The organism is Nocardia sp. NPDC057227, assembly GCF_042669725.1.
GTDB classification, from domain to species: Bacteria; Actinomycetota; Actinomycetes; order Mycobacteriales; family Mycobacteriaceae; genus Nocardia; species Nocardia asteroides_A.
In genome coordinates this window covers 1-23,236 of the sequence record NZ_JBHUXA010000022.1, presented here as the reverse complement: position 1 = coordinate 23,236, position 23,236 = coordinate 1, and the positions used below count along the sequence as shown (strand labels likewise).

The window sequence follows — 23,236 nt, the reverse complement described above, 5'->3', positions numbered from 1 at the left end:
CTTAGCGGTGTGTGGCTTGCGGGCCACTGGTTCGGGAGTGTGCGGCGGCCGAGCATCGGTGGCATGACGTTTTCCTTCGAGGCACTGCACGTCGGCGGGCCGACGCTGCGTTTCCGCTACGCCGGGCGCACCTGGCTCACCGATCCCACCTTCGACGAGCCGGGTGACTACCCGGGGCCGGTTCTGCTGCACAAACTGCACGGGCCCGCGGTGCCGCGGGCGGAGCTCGGGCCGATCGACGTGGTGCTGCTCTCGCACGACGAGCACGCCGACAACCTCGACACCGCCGGGCGGGAGCTGCTCGGGGAGGTGCCGCTCGTGCTCTCCACGCCGGGCGCGGGCGAGCGCATACCGGGGGTACGCGGGCTAGCCGCCTGGCAGACGGTCGCGGTCGGCGAGGTCGAGGTGACCGCGGTGCCCGCGCTGCACGGGCCGGAGGGGTGCGAGCCGGTGACCGGGGTGGTGACCGGGTTCGTGCTGCGGGCGGCGGGGGAGCCGGTGGTCTACGTGTCGGGGGACAATGCCTCGGTCGAGGTGGTGGCGCGGATCGTGCAGCGGGCCGGGCCGATCGACGTCGCGGTGCTGAACGTGGGGGCGGCGAATGTCGGGCTGTTCGGGGACGCCGATGTCACGCTGAACGCGCGGAGCGCGGTGCGGGCGGCGGAGTTGCTCGGCGCGGCGGTCGTCGTACCGGTGCACGGGGAGGGGTGGGCGCATTTCAGCGAGACGCTCGAGCATCTGCGGCGCACGTTCGAGTACGCCGGGCGGGCTGAGCAGTTGCGGATTCCGGTGCCGGGAGTGGTCTTCGGGATCGGGGCGCCCGCCCGGGTGTGAATGTTCCTGGCGGTAGCGGGGCACTGTCCGCGGGATCGCGCACGGCGTGCGGACGCGCGGCGCGCCGGGGCACGGGGTCGGCGGAGTTTGCGCCACGATGGCCCCATGCGCATCGGAGTACCGCGGGAGATCAAGGAACAGGAGTTCCGGGTGGCGCTGACCCCGGCGGGCGCCGCCGAGCTGGTCCGGCACGGGCACGAGGTGCTGGTCGAGCGGGGTGCGGGGGCGGGTTCCGGGTTCGTGGATCTGGACTACACCGGGTCCGGCGCGATCGCGGTCTCCGACGCCGACGAGCTCTGGGGCGCGGCCGAGCTGGTGCTCAAGGTGAAGGAGCCGATCGCGGCCGAGTACCCGCGGCTGCGCAAGGGACAGGTGCTCTTCACCTTCCTGCACCTGGCCGCCTCCCGCACCTGCACCGAGGCGCTGCTGAGCTCCGGCGTCACCGCGCTCGCCTACGAGACGGTGCGCGCCCCGGACGGCTCGCTGCCGCTGCTCGCGCCGATGAGCGAGGTGGCGGGCAAGCTGGCGGCGCAGGTCGGGGCGTACCACCTGATGGCGCCGATGGGCGGGGCCGGGGTGCTGCCCGGCGGGGTGCCCGGGGTGCGGCCGGGCGAGGTGGTCGTGCTCGGTGGCGGGGTGGCGGGCGCCTGCGCGGCCGAGGTGGCCGCCGGGATGGGCGCGCAGGTGACCGTGCTCGACACCAACCAGGCCAGGCTGCGCGAGCTGGAGGTGCGCTTCGGCAGCCGGATCGTCACCGTCGCCTCGAACGACACCGAGGTCGAGCGGGCGGTGCGCGGCGCCGACCTGGTGATCGGCTCGGTGCTGGTGCCGGGCGCGCGGGCGCCGAAGCTGGTCTCCACCGAGCTGGTCGGGCGGATGCGGCCGGGCGCCGTGCTGGTGGATATCGCCATCGACCAGGGCGGCTGCTTCGCCGACTCGCGCCCGACGACGCACGCCGCCCCGACCTTCCGGGTGGCGGACGCGCTCTTCTACTGCGTCGCCAACATGCCGGGCGCGGTCCCGCACACCGCGACCGTCGCGCTCACCAACGCCACGCTGCCCGCGGTGCGCACCATCGCGGACCGCGGGGTGCGCGCCGCCTGCCGGGCGGACCGCGGGCTGGTCGCCGGGCTCACCGTGGCGAACGGGAAACTCTTCTCGCCGGAGGTCGGTGCGGCGCACGGCATCCCGGTCGCCGCACCCGACCTGGACTGATCACTCCGGGTCGGTGAGGTACCAGTCCGGCTCGGCGGCGTCGGGCAGGTCGTGCAGCTTGTCCGGGTTGCGCACCACGTGGATGGCGGTGATCCGGCCCGCGTCCACGGTGAAGGCGAAGACCCCGGTGTGGTTGCCGTCGAAGACGAGCAGCCCCGGCCTGCCGTTGACCAGCACCGCCCGGCCCCAGCCGTGCTTCGCGGCCGGTGCGTGGTACCAGCCCACCAGCAGCTTGGCGACCAGCTCGGCACCGGCCACCGGCCTGCGGATGGCGGGCACCTTGCCGCCGCCGTCGGCGGTCATGCTGACCCCGGCGTCCAGCACGCCGAGCAGCGCGGCCAGGTCGCCGGAGCGCCAGGCCAGCGCGAACGCGGAGACCACCTTCTCGTGCTCGTCCGGTGAGGCGGGGAAGCGCGGGGTGCCGTCCTCCACCCGCTTGCGGGCGCGCGAGGCGAGCTGCCTGACCGCGGCCGGGGTGCGGCCGACCACGTCGGCGACCTCGGGGCCGCTCATGCCGAAGACGTCCTGCAGCACGAAGGCGGTGCGCTCGGCGGGGGAGAGCGATTCCAGGACGACGAGGAGCGCGGTGGTCACCCGCTCATCCTGGGTGACGCGGTCGGCGGGGTCGGCCGATGCGGTCACCTCCGGCTCCGGGAGCCACTCGCCGACGTACTGCTCCCGGCGCACGCGGGCCGAGCCGAGGTGGTCGAGCGCGAGCCGGCCGGTCGCGGTGCTGAGCCAGGCGCGCAGGTTCTCGATCGGGGCGCCGCCGGACTCGGTGTGCCGCTGCAGCCGGAGCCACGCCTCCTGCACCACGTCGTCGGCGTCGGCGAGGCTGCCGAGCGTGCTGTAGGCGAGTCTGCGCAGGTAGGGGCGGTGCTGCTCGAATTCGCGCGCCAGCGCGGTCGTCTCGTCGGTCATGCCGTCCGCCGTTCGTCTCTCGGGCCGTCATCGGGTGGACGACGTGGCCGTTCCGAGTGTGACAGGACCGGATAATGTCGCCGGGTGTCCGTCTCCACGTCCCTCGGTCTCGCGCTCGGCTTCGCCCTGGACCGGGCGTTCGGCGATCCGCGGCGGTGGCACCCGGTGGCGGGGTTCGGGAGCGCTGCGCTCGCGCTGGAGCGGGTGAGCTATCGCGATGCGCGGGTGGCCGGGGTGGCGCACGAGGTGATCGCGGTGGGTTCGGTGCTCGCGCTGGGGCGGGTCGTCGGGCGGGGTGGCTGGCCCGTGGTCGCGCTCGCGACCTGGACCGTTCTCGGCGGTACCAGCCTGTCGCGGACCGGGCGGCGGATGGCCGACGCCCTGGAGGCCGGGGATATCGTGGCCGCGCGGGCGCTGCTGCCCTCGCTCTGCGGGCGCGATCCCGAGTACCTCGATGCCGACGGGCTCGCGCGGGCCGCGCTGGAGTCCATCGCCGAGAACACCTCGGACGCGACCGTCGCGCCGCTGTTCTGGGGTGCGGTCGCGGGCGTGCCGGGGCTGCTCGGGTACCGCGCGGTGAACACGCTCGACGCCATGATCGGGTACCGGAACGCGCGCTACCTGCGATTCGGGTGGGCCGCCGCGCGTGTCGACGATCTCGCGAATCTGGTACCCGCCCGGCTCACCGGGGCGCTGACCGTCGTGCTCGCGCCGCTGCTCGGCGGCAGTGCCGTTGGCGCGCTCGCCGCGTGGCGCCGGGATGCCGGGGCGCACCCGAGCCCCAACGCCGGGGTCGCCGAAGCCTCCGCCGCCGGCGCCATCGGTATCCGCCTGGGCGGGCCGACGCGCTACGAGCACGGCACCGAACTCCGCCCGGTCCTCGGCTCCGGTCGTGCTCCCGAGGTCAGGGACCTCCGCCGGGCCGTGCTGCTCTCCGAGCTGGTCCAGCTCGGGGCGGTGCTCGTCGCCGTCGCCGGGGCAGGGGTGTTGTCACCCGGGGGGAGGCGGCGCTGAGCCGTCGGCGGTCCGCCCCTCGGTCAGCGTCGTGAGCGGCCGTACCGGTCGGCCAGCCGCTGCTCGGTCGAGACCGGCTCGGGTGAGGAGACCTCGGCGATCTCCGCGACCGGGGTGGAACCACCCTTCTCGGCCCGCCGGGCACGAATCTCGGCGTACGCGAAGTACCCCAACCCGAGCGGCGCCATCACCCCGAACGCCAGCCACTGCAACCCGTACGACAGATAGGGCCCGGAATCGAGCTGCGGCAGCGGGCTCGGCGTGAAGATCCCCGCCTGCCCCGCGTCGACCTGCAGATACCCGCCCCGCCCCCCGGTGGGCACGCTGGTCAGCGGCACCCCGAGCACCTCGGCCTCCTGCCCGGTGTCGATGGAGTACACCTGCCGGAACCCGTCCTGCGTCGACGGCGCCCGATCCGGTGCCACTCCCTCGCTGTCCCGCACCCGCGCCTCGATCCGCTGCGGCCCGGCCGGCGGCTCGGGAACGGCGGGCGGCCGCGATCCGTCCACGGCCTTGACCAGCCCGCGGTCGACCAGCAGCACCCGCCCGTCGTCCAGCCGGAAGGCCCCGAGCACGGTGTAGCCGGGCGCGCCGTCCAGGTGCCGCAGCCGGACGAGGACGGTGCTGTCCGGCAGGTAGGCGCCGGTGGCGGTGACCCGGCGCCACTCCACCTCGTCCGGCCGCACCCCGGAGTCCGCGGCGAGCAGCTCGCCGATGTCGACCGGCTCGGCGCGCACCGAATCGGCGATCAACCGGTTGCGGTGCTCGGTGCTGGTGTTCTTGCCCAGCTGCCACGGCGCGAGCACGGTGAAGCACAGGTATGCGAACCCCACCACCAGCGCGGCCAGGATGAGCCAGCTGGGCCGGAGCAGGAAGGCGAGGCGGCGCATCAGCCCGGCTCCCCGGCGAGTTCGGCGCGCACCCGGTCGAGCCGGTCGTCGGTGCCGGCGCTGGTCACCCGCACCCGCCCGGCCCGCTCCAGGTGCGAGTCGACGACCCGCGCCGCCATCGGCGATCGGCAGATATCGCCGGTACGGACGAAGGACACGTGCAGCTCACCCACACCGCCATTGTCCCCGCGGCCGCCGATGCCCGGCCACGTAGGGTGTGCGGACGTGCCCGAGGACACCATCGACCACGCCGCGCTGCGGCACCACGGCGACGTGGAGGCGGGGCCGGGCATGCTCGATTTCGCGGTGAACGTGCGCGGCGGCGCGCCGCCGCCGTGGTTGCGGGAGCGGCTCGCGGCGCGGCTGGGCGACCTGGCCCGGTACCCGGCCGCCGGTGACGAGCGGCGGGCGCGGGAGGCGGTGGCGGCGCGGCACGGGCGGAGCCCGGACGAGGTGCTGCTGCTCGGTGGCGCCGCGGAGGGGTTCGCGCTGCTGCCGAAGCTGGGGTCGCGCGCGGCCGTCGTGCTGCACCCCTCGTTCACCGAGCCGGAGCTGGCGCTGCGCGAGGCCGGGGTTCCGGTGCGCCGGGTCGTTCTCGAGCTGCCCTACGCCCTCGACCCCAGCGCGGTGCCGGACGACGCCGACCTGGTGGTGCTCGGCAACCCGACCAACCCCACCTCGGTGCTGCACCCCGCGGCCGCGATCACCGCGCTGCGCAGACCGGGGCGGGTGCTCGTGGTCGACGAGGCCTTTCTGGACGCGGTCCCCGGCGAACCCGAGTCGCTGGCCGGGCTCGCGGCGCCGGACGTCCTGGTGCTGCGCAGCCTCACCAAGACCTGGGCGCTCGCCGGGCTGCGCTGCGGCTACCTCCTCGGCGCCCCCGAGCTGCTCGCCCGGCTGGCGCACGGCCGCCCGCACTGGCCGCTCGGCACCCTGCAGCTCGAGGCGATCACCGCCACCGCCGAGCCGGGCGCCGTCGCCTGGACCGAGCGCGAGGCGCTGCGCATCGCCGCCGAACGCGAAGCGATGATCGCCGAGCTGCGCGCACTCGGCCTCACCGTGCACACCCCGGCCGCGGCCCCCTTCCTCCTGCTCCGCGCCGCAGGCGGCGCCGCCCTGCGCACGCACCTCGCCACCCGCGGCATCGCCGTCCGCCGCGCCGACACCTTCCCCGGCCTCGGCCCCGACCACCTCCGCGTCGCCGTCCGCGACGCCGCGGCGGTCGCCACCCTGACCACCGCCATCCGCGAGTACCGATCCGCTGCCGCCGATCGCGCCGCCACCGTTGATCGCGCTGCCGCTGCAGATCGCGCCGCCACCGTTGATCGCGCCGCAGCCGATCGGGCCGGCGTCGGCGATCACGCGCCCGAGCCCGACCGCGGCCCGGCCACCCCTGCCCCCACCGGACGGAGTCACCGCCCATGACCACCCTGGCCGACTTGATCACGGTGCTGGACACCGCCTACCCCCCGTCGCTGGCCGAATCCTGGGACTCCGTCGGCCTGGTCTGCGGCGACCCGGCCGAACCCGTGCACCGCGTGCACTTCGCCGTCGACGCCACCGAGGCCGTGGTCACCGAGGCGATCGAGGCGGGGGCGCAGGCCCTGGTCGCGCACCACCCCCTGCTGCTGCGCGGCGTGGACACCGTCGCCGCGGACACCCCGAAGGGCGCCCTCGTGCACCGCCTCGTCCGCGCGGGCTGCGCCCTCTTCACCGCGCACACCAATGCCGACTCCGCCGCCCCCGGCGTCTCCGACGCGCTCGCCGAGGCGCTCGGCCTCACCGACCTCAGCCCCCTCGATCCGCAGGACACGGCCCCGGTGGACAACTGGACCGTCCAGGTCCCCCGCGAGCACACCGACGCCGTCACCGCCGCGCTCTTCGCCGCTGGCGCCGGCGGTACGGGCAACTACCGCGACTGCGCCTCGATCACCCCGTCCACCGGCCAATTCCGCGCGATGGCAGGCGCGAACCCGGCCGTCGGCACGCGGGGCGAGCTGACCCGCGTCCCGGAGGACAGCCTCGAGGTGATCGCCCCGCCGAAGCGCCGCACCGAGGTACTCGCCGCACTCCGAGCCGCGCACCCGTACGAGGAACCCGCCTTCCACATCAGCACCCGCGCCGCGCTCCCCACCGGCACCGGCCTCGGCCGCATCGGCACCCTGCCCACCCCGGAAACCCTGCGCGCCTTCACCGCGCGCGCCGCCGCCGCGCTCCCCGCCACCGCCTGGGGCGTCCGCGCCGCGGGCGACCCGGAGCGCGTCGTCGAGACGGTCGCGGTGTGCGGCGGCGCCGGAGACTCCTTCCTCGGCAAGGTCGCGCGCCTCGGCGTCGACGCCTACCTCACCGCCGACCTGCGGCACCACCCCGCCGACGAGCACTTGCGCGCGGGCGGCCCCGCCCTGATCGACGCCGCGCACTGGGCCACCGAATTCCCCTGGTGCGCACAGGCCGCGGCGCTGGTCCGGCGCGCGCTGCCCGGGCTGACCACGCACGTTTCGGCGCTGCGCACCGATCCGTGGACCGTCGGCTGCGGGCACTGAGCGGCGAACGGCGCGTCACGCGGAGATGACGGCTCGGTTCCGTACCCGATTCGCGCGAGATTCCCGCTCCGGCAGGGGTATAACCACGGCATGAGTTACCCGGTGGATTTCGGGGTGCTGCAGGTCGGTCTGATCATTGCGATCGTCGTCGCGTTGGCACTGCTGGTTTCGGCGTTGGTCCGTATGCGCTCCTACGGGCTGCGCGCCCTACTCGGCCGCGGCACGAGCGGCGTCGTGCTGCTCGTCGCCGCCCTGCTCCTGCTCTGGGTGGTCACCCTGGTGCAGACCTATCTCGGGCTGGCGGGCGAGGTGAAGGCCGCGCACGTGGTCGCCACCCCCGTTGCCGGGCAGGAGCATCGGATGGAGGTGCGGGTCACGCTCTTCGGCGACGACCAGCACGAGGAGCGCACCGAGACCTACCAGGTGGAGGGCGACCTCTGGGTGCTGCAGGCCAATATCGTCGAGCTGGAGCCGTGGGTGAACGCACTCGGCTTCCACTCCGGGTACAAGGTGACCAGGCTCTACGGCCAGCGGCTGGACGGCGTCGCCACCGCGCAGAACCACCTCTTCCTGAACGGCGAGGACCGCGACTTCTTCCAGGACATGGACGAGGGCCGCTGGTACACCGAGCCCTTCGTGCGCTCGGCCTACGGCAACGCGGTGATCGCGACGCCGGGCGAGTTCGACGTGTTCATCTCGCGCGACGCCATCAAGACCAGGCCCGCCGAGTAGGCACCCCGCTGCGCGGTACGGTGGTGGACCGGCTCGTGCCCCCCACCCCCCGTACCCCAGGAGTCTGCCCGCAGTGAATGTCGAACCATCGATCCAGGCCGCGCTGCTCCGGCTCGCGGCCGCCGATGCCGAGCTGTCGCGGATCGCGCACCGGCGGAAGGTGCTGCCCGAGCAGCAGGAGGTGGACCGGCTGGAGGCGGAGCGGAACACGCAGAAGGATGCCGCGGTCAAGGTCGAGATCGAGATCGACGACCTGGATCGCGACATCCGCAAGCTGGAGGGCGAGGTCGAGGCGGTCCGCAAGCGCGAGGATCGCGACCGCGGCATGCTCACCTCCGGCGCGGTGCACGCCAAGCAGCTCACCGACCTGGAGCACGAGCTGGCCAGCCTGGAGCGGCGCCGCGGCGCGCTGGAGGACGACCTGCTCGAGGTGATGGAGCGGCGCGAGGCGTCGGCGGCCGACCACGACCACGCCGGCGCCAGGCTCAGCAAGGCCGAGGAAGACCTCACCGACGCGCAGCGGCTGCGCGACGAGGCCGTCGCCGACCTGGACGTGGCGCAGCAGCGCTGCGAGAACGACCGGGCCGGGTCGATCGGGCAGTTCCCCGGCGAGCTGCTCGCGCTCTACGACAAGCAGCGCGCGGCGCACGGCGTCGGGGCGGCGCTGCTGCAGGCGCGGCGCTGCGGCGCCTGCCGGATCGAGCTGGACCGCGGCGAGATCGCGCGGATCGCCAGGGCCGAGCCGGATGCGGTGCTGCGCTGCCCCGAGTGCGGCGCGATCCTGGTGCGCACCAGGGAATCGGGGCTGTGAGCGGCAGGCCGGGCACGGTGGTCGTCGAGGCGGACGGAGGGTCGCGCGGCAATCCCGGACCGGCCGGGTACGGCGCGGTGGTCTTCGACGCGGAGCGTGCCGAGGTGCTGGCCGAGCGGCGCGCGAGCATCGGGGTGGCCACGAACAATGTCGCGGAGTACCGCGGGCTGATCGCCGGGCTCGAGGCGGCGGTCGAGCTCGGGGCCGACCGGGTCGAGGTCCGGATGGACTCGAAGCTGGTGGTCGAGCAGCTCTCCGGGCGCTGGAAGGTCAAGCACGCGTCGATGATCCCGCTGGCCGAGGAGGCGCGCGGTCTGATCGCGAAGTTCGACGCCGTCACCTTCACCTGGATCCCGCGCGCCGAGAACAGCCACGCCGATCGCCTCGCCAACGAGGCGATGGACGCCGCCGCCGGCATCGAGGTGCCGCCGCTCGCCGCGGAAACCGGCGGCGCGGGCAGTCGGCCCGCGCACCCGAGAGTCGCCGTCGGCAGCGAGACCGCAGCCCAGAGTGGCGCGCGCGACCGGGCGCCCGGTGCGACCGCAGCCCGGAGTGCCGCGCGCGACCGGGTGCCGGACGGGACCGCTGCCGAGGCGGCCGCGCGCGACCGGGCGCCGGGCTGGACCGGGGCAAGGGGCGCGCCGACGCGCCTTCTCCTCCTGCGCCACGGCCGGACCGCCCTCTCGGTCGAACGCCGCTACTCCGGCCGCGGCAACCCGCCCCTGGACGAGGTCGGCGAAGAGCAGGCCGCCCGCGCGGCGGCGATGCTCGCGGTCCGCGGCGGCATCGACGCCGTCGTCTGCTCGCCCCTTGCCCGCGCGCACGCCACCGCGACCGCCGCCGCCGACGCACTCGGCCTGCGCGCCGAGGTCGTCGACGACCTGATCGAGACCGACTTCGGCACCTGGGAGGGGCTCACCTTCACCGAGGCCGCCACCCGCGACCCCGGCGCACACGCCGCCTGGCTCGGCGACCCCGCCCTCCCGCCGCCCGGCGGCGAGAGCTTCGCCGCGGTGCGCACCAGGATCGAACGGGCCCGCGACGACCTGCTGGCCCGCTTCTCGGAGCGGACCGTGCTCGTCGTCAGCCACGTGACCCCGATCAAGACCATGCTGCAGCTGGCGCTCGACGTCGGCCCGACCCTGCTGTACCGCCTGCACCTCGACCTCGCCGCGCTCTCGATCGCCGAGTTCTACCCGGACGGCGGCGCCTCGGTCCGCCTGGTGAACGACACCTCGTACCTCTAGAACACGTTCACTGACCTGCGGTTCTCCGCCCACAGCGCTGCTACCGGCCGGAAGGACTGCGAATTATCGCGCATTGCAACGGTTTCCGCCCACCGAACTGGGAACCCTGCGGTGAATCTCACTCCGGATCGTTTCCGGCCCCGGCCGCCGGTAGGCTTTCACGCGGTCAAGCACGGACACTTCCTCCTCCCGGTGAAACCGGTTGTGAGCAGGGCATTCTCGCCAGGTGGTGCCGGTGCGCCCCGGCCCGCGGTGCCGGGGATGTTCGATGGGAGTTGCGCGTTCTATGGTCGGTCCGGCGAAGGTCGTTGTGCTCGGTGCCGGGATCGGTGGATTGACCGCGGCGGTCGCGCTCCGGCAGGCCGGAATCGGCGTCGAGGTCTACGAGGCCGGGCCGGAGCTGCGCGCGCAGGGCTCGGCGCTCTCGGTGCAGTCCAATGCCATCCACGCGCTGCGCACGCTCGGCCCCGAGCTGGAGCGGGAGCTGCTGGAGCGGGGTGCCAGGGTCGAGAGCTTCCGCTTCGCCCGCCCGGACGGGAAACCGCTGCGGGAGCTGCCGGTCGGCAAGCAGGAGGAGCGGCTGGGCGCGCCGAGCATCGCGATCCACCGCGCCGACCTGCACGCCGCGCTGCGCACCGCGGTCGGTGACACCCCCATCCACCTGGACGCCCGCGCCACCCGCTTCATCGACGGCCCCGACCACGTGCGGGTCGAGTTCGCCGACGGCCGGGTCGCCGACGGCACCGCGCTGATCGGCGCCGACGGCATCGGCTCCGTGGTCCGCGCCCAGCTGCACGGCCGCGCCGCCCCGCGCCCCGGCGGCTTCGTCTGCTGGCTGGCCTGCATCCCGTTCGAGCACGCGGCGGTCCGGCCCGGCTCGTCGACGCACTACTGGGGCACCGGGATGCGGTTCGGGCTGCACGACATCGGGCACGGCCGGGTCTACTGGTGGGGCACGAAAACGCTGCCCGCCGCCGAGGCCGCCGACTGGAAGGGCGGCAAGGCCGAGCTGCTCGAGCTCTACGCCGGCTGGGCGCCCGAGGTGCGCGCCTGCATCGAGCAGACCGACTCCGACGCCATCCTCGCGGTGCCCGCCCAGGACCGCCCGCCGCTCACCGCGTGGGGCCGGGGCCGGGTGACGCTGCTCGGCGACGCCGCGCACCCCATGCTGCCCGCGCTCGCGCAGGGTGCCAACGCCGCCATCGAGGACGCGGTGGCGCTGGCCTCGGCGCTGCGCTCCGCGGTCGACCCGGCGCTCGGGCTGCGGCGCTACGAGCGGTCCCGGATCGAGCGCTCGGCCATGTTCGTCGACGGCTCACGCAGCCTCAGCATGATCGAGCAGACCACAGACGCCAAGCTGGTCGCGCTGCGCAATACCTACTTCCGCCTCGCGCCAACCGAGTTCTTCCTGCGCGAGCTGAGCAAGCCGATGTCCTTCCCGCCGCTCGCGGGCCCGGTGGCGGAGCTGCCGCGCGCGCTCACCCCGGCCGAGCGCTGGCACTGGATCGCCGACCAGCTGGCCCCGCTGCACGTGGTGGCGCGGGCGCGGGTGCACGGAACGGTCGAGCCCGCGCAGCTGCGCGCGGCGCTGGCCGAGGTGCAGCGCAGGCACCCGGCGCTCCGGGTGGCGGTGCGCGCGAAGCCGGACGGCACCGAGCCCGAGTTCGTCCCGGCGGAGCGGGAGATCCCGCTGCGCGAGGTGACCGCCGCCGACCCGGAGGGCTGGCTCGCCGAGATCGACGGCACCGAGCTCGCCGAGCCGTTCGACACCACCGCGGGCCCGCTCGCCCGCGCGGTGCTCGTGCACGCCGCGGACGGGTCGGGGGCGGATCTGCTGATCACCCTGCACCACGCCGTCGGCGACGGGGAGAGCGCGCTGACCGTGGCCGAGCAGGTGCTGCGGGTCGCGGCGGGCGAGGCCGGGGAGTACCCGGCCGCGCCGGTGCGGCCCGGCGCGGAGGAGCTCTTCCCGGAGGGCGTCGGCGGGAACAGGCACCTGGCCTCCTCGGTGCTGCGCGATCAGCGGGCCAGGTTCACGAAGGCGAAGCGCCTGCGGCCGACCGAGCTGGCCGAGCCGAAGCTGCGGCGCAGCCGGGTGCTGCACCGCCGGATCGACGGCGACCGGCTGGAGGTGCTGCTCGCCAGGTGCGCGCAGCACGGGGTCGGGGTGCGGGCGGCGGTCGCGGCGGCGCTGATCGGCGCCACCGCGCGGGAGGCGGGGGTCGAGGAGCCTGCCACCTACGCCATCGGCAGCCTGCTCAACTTCCGCGAGCAGCTGCCGGTCTCGGATGCCGAGGTCGGCGTCTACCAGGGGCTGATCAGCTCCACCGCGGAGTACGCGCCGTGGACGCCGCTCTGGCAGGTCGCCGCCGAGCTGGAGGCGGCGCTCGGCACCAGGCTCGCCGATCGGGATCATCTCGCCGCGCTCGAGCTGCTCCGGCTGACGTCGCCCAAATCCGCCGCGAAGGCCGGGTCGGCGGTGACGATGATGGACAAGAACGGCCCCGGGCACCTGTGTCTCACCTACCTGGAGCGCCCCGCCTTCCCGGACAAGCTGGGCGCGTGGCGGATCTCCGGCGCGCAGTTCGTGGCGGGCATGTCGGTCTGCGGCTTCGTCTCGGCGACCGCGACCGCGCTGAACGGCGAGCTGGCGATCAACCTCGGCTACGTCGAGCCCGCCGTCTCCGCGGAGCGGGCGGAGCGGCTGGCCGACGAGACGGTGCGGGGGCTGCTCGGCGCGCTCTGACCCGATTCGCACGCGCCACGATCCACCGCGACCGCTGGCAGGGTCCGCGTCCAGGCACGGCTCGGCACCGAGTGCACACCGACGAACTGACCGTCGAGACCAGGGGGACATGGCATCGATGGTCGTGCCGCCCGTGATTTCGCACTGCGTCGAGGAGTGACCTTTTGACAACCGAAAAGCAAGGCGGGCAGGGGGATTCGGCCGAAACCTGGCCGGTGAGCCCGTATCAGCGGGATGTGCTCGGCGTGGCCTTCCGGCTGGCGCCGGAGCCGGTCGCGCAGGCGGTGCTGAGTTTCCGGATCGACGCCCCGCTCGATCTGCCCCGGCTGCAGGCCTGCTGGGAGCGGGTGCTGCGCGGCGACGATTCGCTGCGGCTGCGGTTCGGCTTCGCCGACGGCGAGTTCCGGCAGTGGGTGAGCGACGACATCGCGCCGGTGCGGGTCGCCGACCTGACCGGCGAGCCGGACCCGGAGGCGGCCGCGCAGCGCTGGATGTGGCAGGCGGTCGGCGCCACCGACACCCCCGAGCACCCGGCCCGGCTGGCCGCGGTGGTCGACCGGCCGGATCGGTTCTTCCTGTTCATCTCGGTGCACCACGCGATGATGGACGGCTACGGCCTGAACCTGGTGATCGCCCAGCTCGACTCGGCCTACCGCATGACCGACGTGCCGCTCGCCGAGCTGGCGCAGCCGGAGCCGGTCAACGAGTACACCGACCGCTCCGCCGCGACCTACCGCGCCATCGCCGAGACCGACGCCGCCTACCTGGCCTCCGCGGACTACGACAGCGATCGCGCCACGCTGCTCGCGACCCTGGACGGGGTGCGCCCCGCGCTCTTCCCCGGCCGCTCCGGTCGCCCGCTGGTGGTACGCGGCCACTACGGCACCATGATCCCCGGCGAGTTCATGGACCGGGTGCGCGCCACCGGGTTCAGCGCCTACGCCTACACCGCCGCCGCGCTCGCCGCCTGGCTCACCGCGGTGCACCGCACCGACGAGGTGGTGCTCGGCTGCCCCATGCTGAACCGGGCCACCGCGGAGACCTACCGCACCCTCGGCCACCGCACCAACGCCGTCCCGCTGCGGGTCCGGGTCGACCGCGACCAGCCGCTCGCCGCGCTCGCCGCCCAGGTGGCGCAGCAGATCAAGGCGAGCAAGCGGCACCAGCGCTTCCCCTTCGGCGACCTCACCAGGGCGCTCGCGCCCGACCCGACGGCGCCGCCGCTCTACGACGTCTCCTACTCCTTCACCAAGCTGCCGGACGCCGCCTACGTGCAGGAGCTGCTCGCCAAGTGCGCCATGCTCAACCCCGGCCCCGGCCAGGAGGCGCTGAGCATCGTGGTCGCGGAGAGCGGCAGCGACGGCTCGGTGACGCTGCAGCTGCTCTACGACACCGACGTCTTCGACGATCACCTGCGCATCGAGGCCGCGCTGAGCTCGTTCGGCGCGCTGCTCACCGCCTCGCTCGCCGCCCCGGAGACGCCGATCGGCGAGCTGCCGCTGGTCGGCTTCCGCACCGCGGAGCGGATCGCGGGCTGGGAGGCGGGCCCGCGCGCGGAGTTCCCCTACACCACGCTGGACCGGCAGCTGCTCGAGCAGGTCGAGGCCGGGCCGGAGCGGATCGCGGTGCTGCCGGCCGAGCCCGGCGCCGCCCCGCTCAGCTACGGCGAGCTGGCCGCCGCCGCGGCCGGGATCGCCGCGCGGCTGGCCGATCTCGGCGCCACCGGCGACGACTGCGTCCCGGTGGTGCTGCCCCGCTCCACCGGCATGCTGACCGCGATCCACGGCGTCGTCCGGGCGGGCTGCGCCTACGTGCCGCTCGACCCGGGCTACCCGGCGAGCCGGATCGAGACGGTGCTGCGCGATTGCGGCGCCCGCTTCGTGCTGGCCGACGCCGAGCACGACCGGGTGTACCGGCGGCTCGGCATCACCAGGATCGCGCCCGGCGAGGTGCGGCCGCTGCCGCGCGGGGTGGAGAACCGCTCGCACCCGGCCGGGCTCGCGTACGTCATCTACACCTCCGGCTCCACCGGCACCCCGAAGGGCGTGCAGATCGAGCACCGCTCGGTGGTCAACCGGCTCACCTGGATGCAGCGCCGCTACCCGCTGACCGGCGCCGACATCGTGCTGCAGAAGACGCCGGCGACCTTCGACGTCTCGGTGTGGGAGCTGTTCTGGTGGGCGGGCGCCGGCGCCGCGGTCGCGCTGCTGGAGCCGGGCGGGGAGCGCGATCCGCGCCGCATCCTGGCCGCGGTCGAGCGGCACGGCGTCACCGTGCTGCACTTCGTCCCCTCCATGCTCGCCGCCTTCCTGGACGAGTTGGAGGTGGACCGGGACGCCGTGCACCGGCTGGTCACGCTGCGGCTGGTGTTCTGCAGCGGCGAGGAGCTACCCCCGGCGCTGGTACGGCGCTTCCGCACCGCCTACGCCGCGGCGCGGCTGGAGCCGCCGCTGCTGGTGAACCTGTACGGCCCCACCGAGGGCACCGTCGACGTCTCGTACTTCGACGTGCCGCGCCGGGATCCGGTGCCGGTGGTGCCGATCGGGCGGCCGATCGACAATATCGACCTGCTGGTCCTCGACGACCGCGGCCGCAGGCTGCCGCCCGGCATCGCGGGCGAGCTGAACATCGCCGGTATCGGCGTCGGGCGCGGGTACCGGAACCGGCCCGAGCGCACCGCCGCCGCCTTCGTCGCCGATCGCGGGGTGTCCGGCAGGCGCCGCTACCGCACCGGCGACCTGGCCCGCTGGCGCGCCGACGGCACCCTGGAGTACCTGGGCCGCTTCGATGACCAGGTGAAGATCCGCGGCAATCGGGTGACGCTCGGCGAGGTGCGCAACGCGCTGCTCGGCTGCCCCGGCGTGCAGGCCGCCGCGGTGCTGGACGAGCGCGACGGCCACACCGCGCACCTGCTCGGCTACTACGTCGGCGAGGCCACCGCCGCCGGGATCGAGACCTGGCTGGCCGAGCGGCTGCCGCGGTACATGGTGCCGAGCAGGCTGCTGCGGGTCGCCCGGATCCCGCTCACCGCGAACGGCAAGCTGGACCGCGGGGCGCTGGCCGCGGAGGTCGCCGACGCGGGGGAGGACGCGGTCGCACCGCGCACGCCCGTCGAGGCGGCGCTGGCGCGGGTCTGGTGCGAGCTGCTCGGCATCGAGCGGATCGGCGTGCACGACAACTTCTTCACGCACGGCGGCGACTCCATCCTGGCGCTGAGCATGCGCACCGCCGCCGAGCGCGCCGGGCTGCTTTTCCAGGTCGACGCCTTCTACCAGCGGCCGACCATCGCCGGGCTGGCCGAGGTGGTCGGGTCGGGCTCGGCGGCGCTCGCCGCCCCGGTCACCGCGGCGCTGGAGACGGTGCCGCTGATCGACCGGGCCGCGCTGCACCGCGCCGAGGACGCCTTCCCGGCCACCGCGCTGCAACTCGGCATGCTCTACCACAGCATCGAGCGGGCCGGTTCGATCACCTACAAGGACGTCTTCCGGTACCGGCTGGAACTGCCATGGCGGGAGGCCGAGTTCCGCACCGCCTTCGAGGGGCTGGTGCGCAGGCAGCCCGCGCTGCGCTCGTCCTTCGAGCTGAGCCGGTACTCGGTGCCGCTGCAGGTGGTGCACGCCGAGGCGCTGCACCGGCTGAACGTCGTCGACCTCGCCGAGAGCGAGCGGCACGTCGCCGACGCCGCCGTCGAGGAGTACGTGCGGCAGCGCAGACACGCCGACTACGACCCGGCCGTGGCTCCGCTGCACGAGGCGCGGGTCTTCCTGCGCGACACCGCCGCCTCGCGGCACGGTGACACCGCCGCCTCGCGGCGCACCGACACCGCCGCCGAGCCGGTCGTGCTCGACTTCGTGCTGAGCTTCCACCACGCTCTGCTCGACGGCTGGAGCGTCGCCACGGCGGTGCTGGAGTTGCTGCGGGACTACCTGCACCGGATCGGCGCGGGCGGCGCCCCGATCGACCCCGAGCCGCACCCGGCCACGGTGCTGGCCGAGTACGCCAGGGCCGAGGCGGTCGCCGCCAGGGACGCGGCGTCCCGCGAGTTCTGGCGCACGAGCCTGGCAGGCGCCGAGCCGACCTCGCTGATCGCGCAGCGGGCCAATCAGCCCGCGGGCGCCGCCCCGCCGCGGGCACGGGCGCTGGTCCCGCGCTCGCTGGCCGAACGGGTCGCCGCCTTCGCCGCCGAGCACCGGGTGCCGGAGAAGGCGGTGTACCTGACCGCGCACTGCCTGAGCCTGCGGGTGCTGACCGGCCGCCCGGACGTCACCACCGGCGTCGTCGGCCACGGCAGGCCGGACCGGGCAGGCGCCGAGCGGGTCGCCGGGCTCTTCCTCAACACGCTGCCGATCCGGCTGGACGCGAGCGCGACCACCTGGCTGGACGCGGTGCTCCGGATCGCCGAGCGGGAGCGGGCCGCCTACCCGCACCGCCGCTACCCGCTGCGCGCCATCCTGGCCGAGGGCGGGCCGGTCTTCGAGACCGCCTTCAACTACGTCAACTACCACCTGCTCGCCCCGCTGCTCGGCGAGGGGGCGGTGCGCATCGGCGAGCTGGATGCCCGCGAGGACACCAACTTCCAGCTGCTGGTCACGGTCGCCGCCGACCCGCGCGACGGCAGGCAGTGGCTGCGCGTGGACGGCGACGCCGGGCTCACCGGCGACCAGTGCGAGACCGTCGCGCTCACCCACCTGCGGATGCTGGCCGGGATCGTCGCCGACCCGTACGCGGTGGCTGGCCCCGCCACCGCGCGCGACGTCGGCACCCTGGTCTTCGAGGCGGCCGCGCTGCACCCCGGTGCCATCGCGCTGGCGGGCGACACCGGCGGGCTCACCTACGCCGAGCTGGTGGAGCGGGTGGAGGCGCTGACCCATGCGCTGGCGGGCGCGGGCATCGCCCCCGGCGACCGGGTCGGCATCCTGATGAACCGCCGCCCGGAGCTGGTCCTGCTGGTGCTGGCGCTGGCCCGGCTCGGCGTCACCTGCGTGCCGCTCGACGTCGGCTACCCGCCGGTCCGGCTGAACCTGATGATCGACCGGGCCCAGCCGCACCGGGTCATCGCCGACGCCGAGCACGCCGCCATCGTCGCCGAGCCCGCGCTCGTCCTCGACGCAGCCGCGGTCTTCGCCGCGGCGGAGCCGCTGACCGCGCCCGGTGTGCCGGCCGCGCCCGGTGTGCCGGCCGCGCCCGGTGTGCCGGCCGCGCCCGGTGCGCTGGCCGCGCCCGGTCCGTCCGCCGCGCCCGGTTCGTCCGCTGCGGCCGGTTCGTCCGCCGCGGCCGGCGGGCGGGCACTGCCCCCGGTGCGCCCGGAGTCCATCGCCTACGTGCTCTTCACCTCCGGCTCGACCGGCGAGCCGAAGGGCGTCGCCATGCCGCACCGCGGCCTGACCGCCCTGGTGGAGTGGCAGAACCGCACCGCGTCCGGGCTCGGCCAGGCGAGCACCCTGCAGCTGGCCCCGCTCAGCTTCGACGTGGCCTTCCAGGAGATCTTCAGCACGCTGGCCGCCGGCTCCACGCTCCGCGTCAGCGCGGCCGACCTGCGCGCCGACGTGGAGGAGCTGCTCGACACCGTCATCGCCGACGGGATCGAGCGCCTCTTCCTGCCCTACGTCGCCCTGCAGGCCTTCGCCGAGGCCGCGGTCGCGTGGCAGCGCTTCCCGGTCGCCCTGCGGGTGCTGGTGTCGTCGGGCGAGCAGCTGCGCATCACCGACGAGATCAGGGCGCTCTGCGCCGCCGTACCGGGGCTCCTGCTGGAGAACCAGTACGGCCCCACCGAATCGCACGTCGCCACCACCTTCGCACTGCGCGGCCCGGCCGCCGAGTACCCGGCGCTCCCCCCGATCGGCCGGGCCGTCCCCGGCGACGCCGTCGAGCTGCTCGACCTGGCCCTGCGCCCGGTCCCGGACGGCGTCATCGGCGAGCTCTACCTGGCCGGCCGCACCCTCGCACGCGGCTACCACGCCCGCCCCGCGCTCACCGCGCAGCGCTTCGTCGCCGGCCCGGGCGGCGGCATCCGCTACCGCACCGGCGATCTCGGCCTGCGGCTGAACACCGGCGACGTGGTCTGCCTCGGCCGCAGCGACAGCCAGGTGAAGATCCGCGGCTTCCGGGTGGAGCCGGCCGAGGTGGAGATCGCCATCCACGCCCTGGTCGACCGCTTCCCCGGGATCGCCGACGCGGCCGTCGTCGCGCGCGGCTACGGCGGGATCGACGGCGCGCTGATCGCCTTCCTGGTCGGCGACTCCGCGATCACCGACCAGAGCGCGCTGCGCCAGCAGCTGCGCGCGGTGCTGCCCGCGCACATGGTGCCCGGCCGCTTCGTCTGGGTGCCCGAGCTGCCCACCACCCCGAGCGGCAAGCGCGACGACGCCGCGCTGCGCGCGCTGGCCGCCGCCGCGCCGGAATCCACCGGCGAGCGCCGCGAACCGAGCGACGAGTACGAGCGCAGCGCGGTCGCCCTGCTCGCCGAGTTCGCCGGGCTGCGCGAGATCGGCCCCGACGACGACTTCTTCGCGGCGGGCGGCACCTCCATCGGCGCCATGCGGGTGGTGCTCGGGCTCTCCCGGCGCTGGGGCGCCGAGGTGCCGCTTGACGCCTTCGTCGGCGCGCCGACCGCGGCCGGGCTGGCGGCGCTGCTGCGCTCCGGCTCGGTGCGGCGCACCTTCGACCCGCTGGTGCCGATCACCGTGCCAGGCACCGAGCGGCCGGGCAAGGCGCCGGTCTTCCTGGTGCACCCGATCGGCGGCAACGTGCTCTGCTACCTGGCGCTGGCAAGGCACCTCGACCCGGAGCGCCCGGTCTACGCGCTGCAGGCGGCGGGCGCCGACCCGGGCAGCACCCCGGAGAAGACCGTCCCCGCCATGGCCGCCGCCTACCTGGACGCGGTCCGCCGGGTGCGCCCGCACGGCCCGTACCACCTGGCGGGGTGGTCCTTCGGCGGCACCGTCGCGCTGGAGATGGCGCGGCTGCTCCCGGCCGACGAGGTCGCCGGGGTGACGCTGCTCGACACCATGGCGCTGCGCAAGCTGGAGCACCGCGAGCAGATCGCCGAGGAGCAGCTCATCCGCTGGTTCTTCCTCGAGCTCATTTGGTACGCCCGCGGCGAGCAGGCCGTGCGCACCGAGTTCGAGCCGGACGTGCACGGCGCGGAGGCGCTCTTCGACGTCATGCTGGCCGAGGCGATCGACTCCGGCATCCTCCCGGCGGAGAGCTCGCCGCAGGCCATCCGGCGGCTCTACGACGTGTTCCACGCCAACTACGTGGCGCTGCTGGAGTACGAGCTCACCCCGCTCGACCGGGACATCGCGCTGCTCCGCGCGGAGGGCGAGCTGCCGCCGGGCGTCGACTTCGCGCACAAGATGGTCGGCAGCATGTTCGACAGCGACAACAACGGCTGGGCGCAGTACGCCGGGGGCGCCTTCGAGGTGTTCCCGGTGCCGGGCGACCACCTGCACATGATGGTGGAGCCGCACGTCGCCGAGGTGGCGGCCCGGTTGGACGAGGTGCTTGCCGCCGCGGATCGCCGCTGACCAGGGGGTATGTGCGGCGGGGTGATCGGCGCCGCGCCGCACGTACCCGGTCACCGGTGGAAGCGGCTGCCGCGCAGCGGCTTCCGCCCCCCGTTTGCTGTAGCGGCACCCGGGTACCCGGCGCAAGACCGGGAGGTGAACCATGCCGGATGTGGCAATGCGAGCGAAATTCCGGCCGATCGACTGGTCGGGCAGCCCCCGGGTGCTGCGCAGGGGCACCTGGTGGGGGGTGCTCAAGCGGGTCGTCGGCGAGTTCCAGCGGGACAATGTCACCGACTGGGCCGCCGCGCTCACCTACTACAGCGTGCTCTCGGTCTTCCCGGCCATCATCGTGCTCACCGCCCTGCTCGGCTCGCTCGGCCCCACCGCGACCGGCGAGCTGATCGACACCATCCGCGAACTCGGGCCTGGCAGCGGCACCGACCTGCTGGTGAACGCGGTGAACGAGCTGCAGAACAGCCAGTCGGCGGCGGGCCCGCTCGCGATCATCGGCATCGCCACCGCGCTCTGGACCGCCTCCGGCTACATCGGCGCCTTCATCCGCGCCGCCAACGCCATCTACGAGGTCGAGGAGGGGCGCCCGATCTGGAAGACCGTCCCGGTGCGGCTCGGGCTCACCGCGGCCATGGTCGCGCTGCTCGGCATCGTCGCGCTCGGCGTGGTCGCCACCGGCTCGGTGGCGGAGCGGGTAGGCCGCTGGCTCGGCATCGGCTCAGCGGCGGTCACCGCGTGGGACATCGTCAAGTGGCCGGTACTGGCAATCCTGATGAGCCTGGCCATCGCGCTGCTCTACTGGGCGGCGCCGAACGCCAAGCAGCCCGGCTTCACCTGGATCACCCCCGGCAGCGTGCTCGCGGTGCTGGTGTGGATCGTCGCCTCGGCCGGATTCACGCTGTACGTGGCCAATTTCGGCTCCTACAACAAGGTGTACGGCTCGCTGGCCGGCGCCGTGATCTTCCTGGTCTGGCTCTGGATCACCAATATCGCGGTGCTGCTCGGCGCCGAGTTCAACGCCGAGATCGCCCGCGGCAGGCGGATCGAGCAGGGGCTCCCGCCGGACGAGGAGCCCTTCCTCCCGCTGCGCGACATTCCCGATCACGACAAGGAGAAGCAGCCATGACCAGCACCGGGGACGAGACAACGCCGGGCGAGGAGCGGATCGCCGAGATCGCCGCCGAGGTACGGGCGAGCGGTGGCGGCGAACCGGACGAGTCGGTGCGGGTGGCGGCCGAGCGCGCGGGCGAGATCCGCGAGCAGGCCGAGGAACTGGTGCAGCGCGGCCAGGACGCCGCGCTCGACCCCACCCGCCGCCCCTGGGTGCCGAAGGTCCTGCTCGGCTCCGTCGCCGGGCTGGTGACCTGGCGGATCTTCCGCAGGCACAGCTGATTCAGGGGCGGAGCACCGAGACCAGGAAGTCGGTCTGGTCGCGCACGACCTGCTCGAAGACGTCGTCGAAGTAGACGTCGAAGTGCCCCACCGGATACCGCTTCACCACCGCGTGCTTGGTGCGCTCGGCGGCCCGCAGCGTCGGCTGCACCGGCGCCACCGAGTCGTTGTCGGCCACCGTGTACAGCACCGGCATGTGCAGCTTCTTCGCCCGCCTGCCCGGGGAGTCGAAGAGCACCGGGAAGGCCACCCGCGCCGCCACCTTCGGCCGGTAGCGCTCGCTCTCCTCGGCCAGCCTGCCGAACCCGGCGGGCACGTCGGCCGCGCTCATCAGCGCGGCGGCCCGCTTGCGCCCGCCGAGCCGGATCCCGATCGGCCTGCGCCGCAGCGGCCCGACGAGCACGTCGGTGAGGGCGATCGCCGTCACCTTGGTCAGGCTGATCGGCCCCTTGCGAAGGCCGGCGGCGAACCCGCTGGTGAACGGCACCTGCGCCACCACGGCGGCCAGGTAGCTGTCCTCCGGGGCGACGGTGAGCACGTGGCCGCCGCCGAAGGAGGTGCCCCACAGCGCGATCCGGGTGCGGTCGAAGCCGCGGACGGTGCGGGCGAAGGCGATCGCCGCCCGCCAGTCGTCGCGCTGCCTGGCGATGCTCAGCAGCTGCCGCGGCGTCCCCCCGCTCGCCCCGAAGTGCCGGTAGTCGAAGACGAGCACCCCCATCCCGGCGGCGGCGAACCGCCGGGCATACCGATCGAGCCCCATTTCCCGATTGGCCCCCAGACCGTGTCCCATGATCACCAGCGGGCGCGGCTTGGGCGCTCCGTCCGGTCGGTAGAGCCAGGCGGCACAGTGATCGCTCCCCGACGGAAAACTGACCTCGACACGTTCCATGGCACATGACGCTACCGAGTACGCTGTAGCGGCGGGCGAGTCGGCCGGGCGGCCGCGGCGACGGGAACGGGCACCTCGGTGTCGCTGCCCGCCGCCGAGGAAAGTCCGGACTCCGCAGAGCAGGGCGGTTGCTAACGGCAACCCGGGGTGACCCGCGGGACAGTGCCACAGAGAACAGACCGCCCATGGCCCCTCGGGGCCGTGTGGTGAGGGTGAAACGGTGCGGTAAGAGCGCACCAGCGCCCCGGGTGACCGGGGCGGCTCGGTAAACCCCGCCCGGAGCAAGGTCGAAGGCCGCACCGCTCGCGGTGCGGCTGCGCAGGTGTTCGAGGGCTGCTCGCCCGAGCCTGCGGGTTGACCGCTAGAGGCACCCGGCGACGGTGTGTCCAGATGGATGGTCGCCCCTCGGTGCGAACCGAGGACAGGATCCGGCTTACAGGCCGGCTCGCCCGCCGGCCCGCCGCGGCCCGCCCCCGCTCGGG

General features: G+C 74.4%; 14 protein-coding genes, 1 other RNA gene and 2 pseudogenes. 13 read left to right on the top strand and 4 right to left on the bottom strand.

Going from position 1 to position 23,236, the window contains the following annotated elements:
* Nucleotides 1–63 precede the first annotated feature (63 nt).
* Together ACFUJ1_RS25850 and ald are read left to right on the top strand one after the other, a co-directional pair.
* A complete protein-coding gene (locus ACFUJ1_RS25850) occupies nt 64–834 on the top strand; it encodes an MBL fold metallo-hydrolase (protein ID WP_378649623.1) in 771 nt (256 codons plus the stop codon).
* A gap of 105 nt (nt 835–939) precedes the next feature.
* The gene (gene ald, locus ACFUJ1_RS25845) at nt 940–2,049 is read left to right on the top strand and encodes an alanine dehydrogenase (RefSeq protein WP_378649622.1); all 1,110 of its coding nucleotides are present in this window, start codon (nt 940–942) and stop codon (nt 2,047–2,049) included.
* On the opposite strand, the gene sigJ is transcribed toward ald, so the two are convergent.
* Nucleotides 2,050–2,970 carry an RNA polymerase sigma factor SigJ gene (gene sigJ, locus ACFUJ1_RS25840; RefSeq protein WP_378649621.1) on the bottom strand — a complete coding sequence of 307 codons (921 nt, stop codon included), beginning with the start codon at nt 2,968–2,970 and terminating at the stop codon, nt 2,050–2,052. It lies immediately after the preceding gene.
* 84 nt (nt 2,971–3,054) lie between these two features.
* Between sigJ and ACFUJ1_RS25835 the strand changes: the two genes are divergently transcribed.
* A complete protein-coding gene (locus ACFUJ1_RS25835) occupies nt 3,055–3,984 on the top strand; it encodes a cobalamin biosynthesis protein (RefSeq protein ID WP_378649619.1) in 930 nt (309 codons plus the stop codon).
* Nucleotides 3,985–4,007: 23 nt separating this feature from the next.
* Here the strand turns inward: ACFUJ1_RS25835 and ACFUJ1_RS25830 are convergent, their stop codons facing one another.
* Together ACFUJ1_RS25830 and ACFUJ1_RS25825 are read right to left on the bottom strand one after the other, a co-directional pair.
* Complete coding sequence (locus ACFUJ1_RS25830; RefSeq protein ID WP_378649617.1) at nt 4,008–4,874, bottom strand: SURF1 family protein; 867 nt, start codon at nt 4,872–4,874, stop codon at nt 4,008–4,010.
* Nucleotides 4,875–4,918: 44 nt separating this feature from the next.
* Nucleotides 4,919–5,047: pseudogene (locus ACFUJ1_RS25825) on the bottom strand (protein tyrosine phosphatase); the annotation flags it as partial.
* Between the two features lie 25 nt (nt 5,048–5,072).
* On the opposite strand from ACFUJ1_RS25825, the pseudogene cobC reads away from it, so the two are divergent.
* The 9 genes and pseudogenes from cobC to ACFUJ1_RS25780 all read left to right on the top strand — a co-directional run.
* Nucleotides 5,073–6,125: pseudogene (gene cobC, locus ACFUJ1_RS25820) on the top strand (Rv2231c family pyridoxal phosphate-dependent protein CobC); the annotation flags it as partial.
* Between the two features lie 170 nt (nt 6,126–6,295).
* Nucleotides 6,296–7,417 (top strand): Nif3-like dinuclear metal center hexameric protein, encoded by a 1,122-nt coding sequence (locus ACFUJ1_RS25815; protein WP_378649615.1) that lies wholly within the window; start codon nt 6,296–6,298, stop codon nt 7,415–7,417.
* Between the two features lie 90 nt (nt 7,418–7,507).
* Complete coding sequence (locus tag ACFUJ1_RS25810; RefSeq protein ID WP_378649613.1) at nt 7,508–8,149, top strand: hypothetical protein; 642 nt, start codon at nt 7,508–7,510, stop codon at nt 8,147–8,149.
* 73 nt (nt 8,150–8,222) lie between these two features.
* Complete coding sequence (locus tag ACFUJ1_RS25805) at nt 8,223–8,960, top strand: zinc ribbon domain-containing protein (RefSeq protein ID WP_378649611.1); 738 nt, start codon at nt 8,223–8,225, stop codon at nt 8,958–8,960.
* Nucleotides 8,957–10,207, top strand: coding sequence for a bifunctional RNase H/acid phosphatase (locus ACFUJ1_RS25800; RefSeq protein ID WP_378649609.1), 1,251 nt, complete (start codon nt 8,957–8,959; stop codon nt 10,205–10,207). The genes ACFUJ1_RS25805 and ACFUJ1_RS25800 overlap by 4 nt, the downstream gene beginning before the upstream one ends.
* Nucleotides 10,208–10,493: 286 nt before the next feature.
* Nucleotides 10,494–12,953: an FAD-dependent monooxygenase gene (locus ACFUJ1_RS25795; RefSeq protein ID WP_378649607.1), complete on the top strand. Its 2,460-nt coding sequence runs from the start codon at nt 10,494–10,496 to the stop codon at nt 12,951–12,953.
* A 215-nt stretch (nt 12,954–13,168) separates the two neighbouring features.
* Nucleotides 13,169–20,479: an amino acid adenylation domain-containing protein gene (locus ACFUJ1_RS25790; RefSeq protein ID WP_378649605.1), complete on the top strand. Its 7,311-nt coding sequence runs from the start codon at nt 13,169–13,171 to the stop codon at nt 20,477–20,479.
* Nucleotides 20,480–20,636: 157 nt separating this feature from the next.
* The gene (locus ACFUJ1_RS25785; protein WP_378649603.1) at nt 20,637–21,599 is read left to right on the top strand and encodes a YihY/virulence factor BrkB family protein; all 963 of its coding nucleotides are present in this window, start codon (nt 20,637–20,639) and stop codon (nt 21,597–21,599) included.
* Nucleotides 21,596–21,865 (top strand): hypothetical protein, encoded by a 270-nt coding sequence (locus ACFUJ1_RS25780; protein ID WP_378649601.1) that lies wholly within the window; start codon nt 21,596–21,598, stop codon nt 21,863–21,865. The genes ACFUJ1_RS25785 and ACFUJ1_RS25780 overlap by 4 nt, the downstream gene beginning before the upstream one ends.
* A 1-nt stretch (nt 21,866) precedes the next feature.
* Here ACFUJ1_RS25780 and ACFUJ1_RS25775 read toward each other — a convergent pair whose 3' ends face one another.
* Complete coding sequence (locus tag ACFUJ1_RS25775) at nt 21,867–22,754, bottom strand: alpha/beta hydrolase (protein ID WP_378649600.1); 888 nt, start codon at nt 22,752–22,754, stop codon at nt 21,867–21,869.
* A 36-nt stretch (nt 22,755–22,790) separates the two neighbouring features.
* Here ACFUJ1_RS25775 and rnpB point away from each other — a divergent pair.
* An RNA gene (gene rnpB, locus ACFUJ1_RS25770) (RNase P RNA component class A) lies at nt 22,791–23,206 on the top strand.
* The last annotated feature ends 30 nt before the right edge of the window (nt 23,207–23,236 follow it).

Excerpts from the sequence above, each read along its gene's own strand:
- ACFUJ1_RS25780 (WP_378649601.1), top strand. The coding sequence starts at position 21,596 with ATGACCAGCACCGGGGACGAGACAACGCCGGGCGAGGAGCGGATCGCC.
- ACFUJ1_RS25785 (WP_378649603.1), top strand. The coding sequence starts at position 20,637 with ATGCGAGCGAAATTCCGGCCGATCGACTGGTCGGGCAGCCCCCGGGTG.
- ACFUJ1_RS25795 (WP_378649607.1), top strand. The coding sequence starts at position 10,494 with ATGGTCGGTCCGGCGAAGGTCGTTGTGCTCGGTGCCGGGATCGGTGGA.
- sigJ (WP_378649621.1), bottom strand. The coding sequence starts at position 2,970 with ATGACCGACGAGACGACCGCGCTGGCGCGCGAATTCGAGCAGCACCGC.
- ACFUJ1_RS25810 (WP_378649613.1), top strand. The coding sequence starts at position 7,508 with ATGAGTTACCCGGTGGATTTCGGGGTGCTGCAGGTCGGTCTGATCATT.
- ACFUJ1_RS25850 (WP_378649623.1), top strand. The coding sequence starts at position 64 with ATGACGTTTTCCTTCGAGGCACTGCACGTCGGCGGGCCGACGCTGCGT.
- ald (WP_378649622.1), top strand. The coding sequence starts at position 940 with ATGCGCATCGGAGTACCGCGGGAGATCAAGGAACAGGAGTTCCGGGTG.
- ACFUJ1_RS25815 (WP_378649615.1), top strand. The coding sequence starts at position 6,296 with ATGACCACCCTGGCCGACTTGATCACGGTGCTGGACACCGCCTACCCC.
- ACFUJ1_RS25775 (WP_378649600.1), bottom strand. The coding sequence starts at position 22,754 with ATGGAACGTGTCGAGGTCAGTTTTCCGTCGGGGAGCGATCACTGTGCC.
- ACFUJ1_RS25830 (WP_378649617.1), bottom strand. The coding sequence starts at position 4,874 with ATGCGCCGCCTCGCCTTCCTGCTCCGGCCCAGCTGGCTCATCCTGGCC.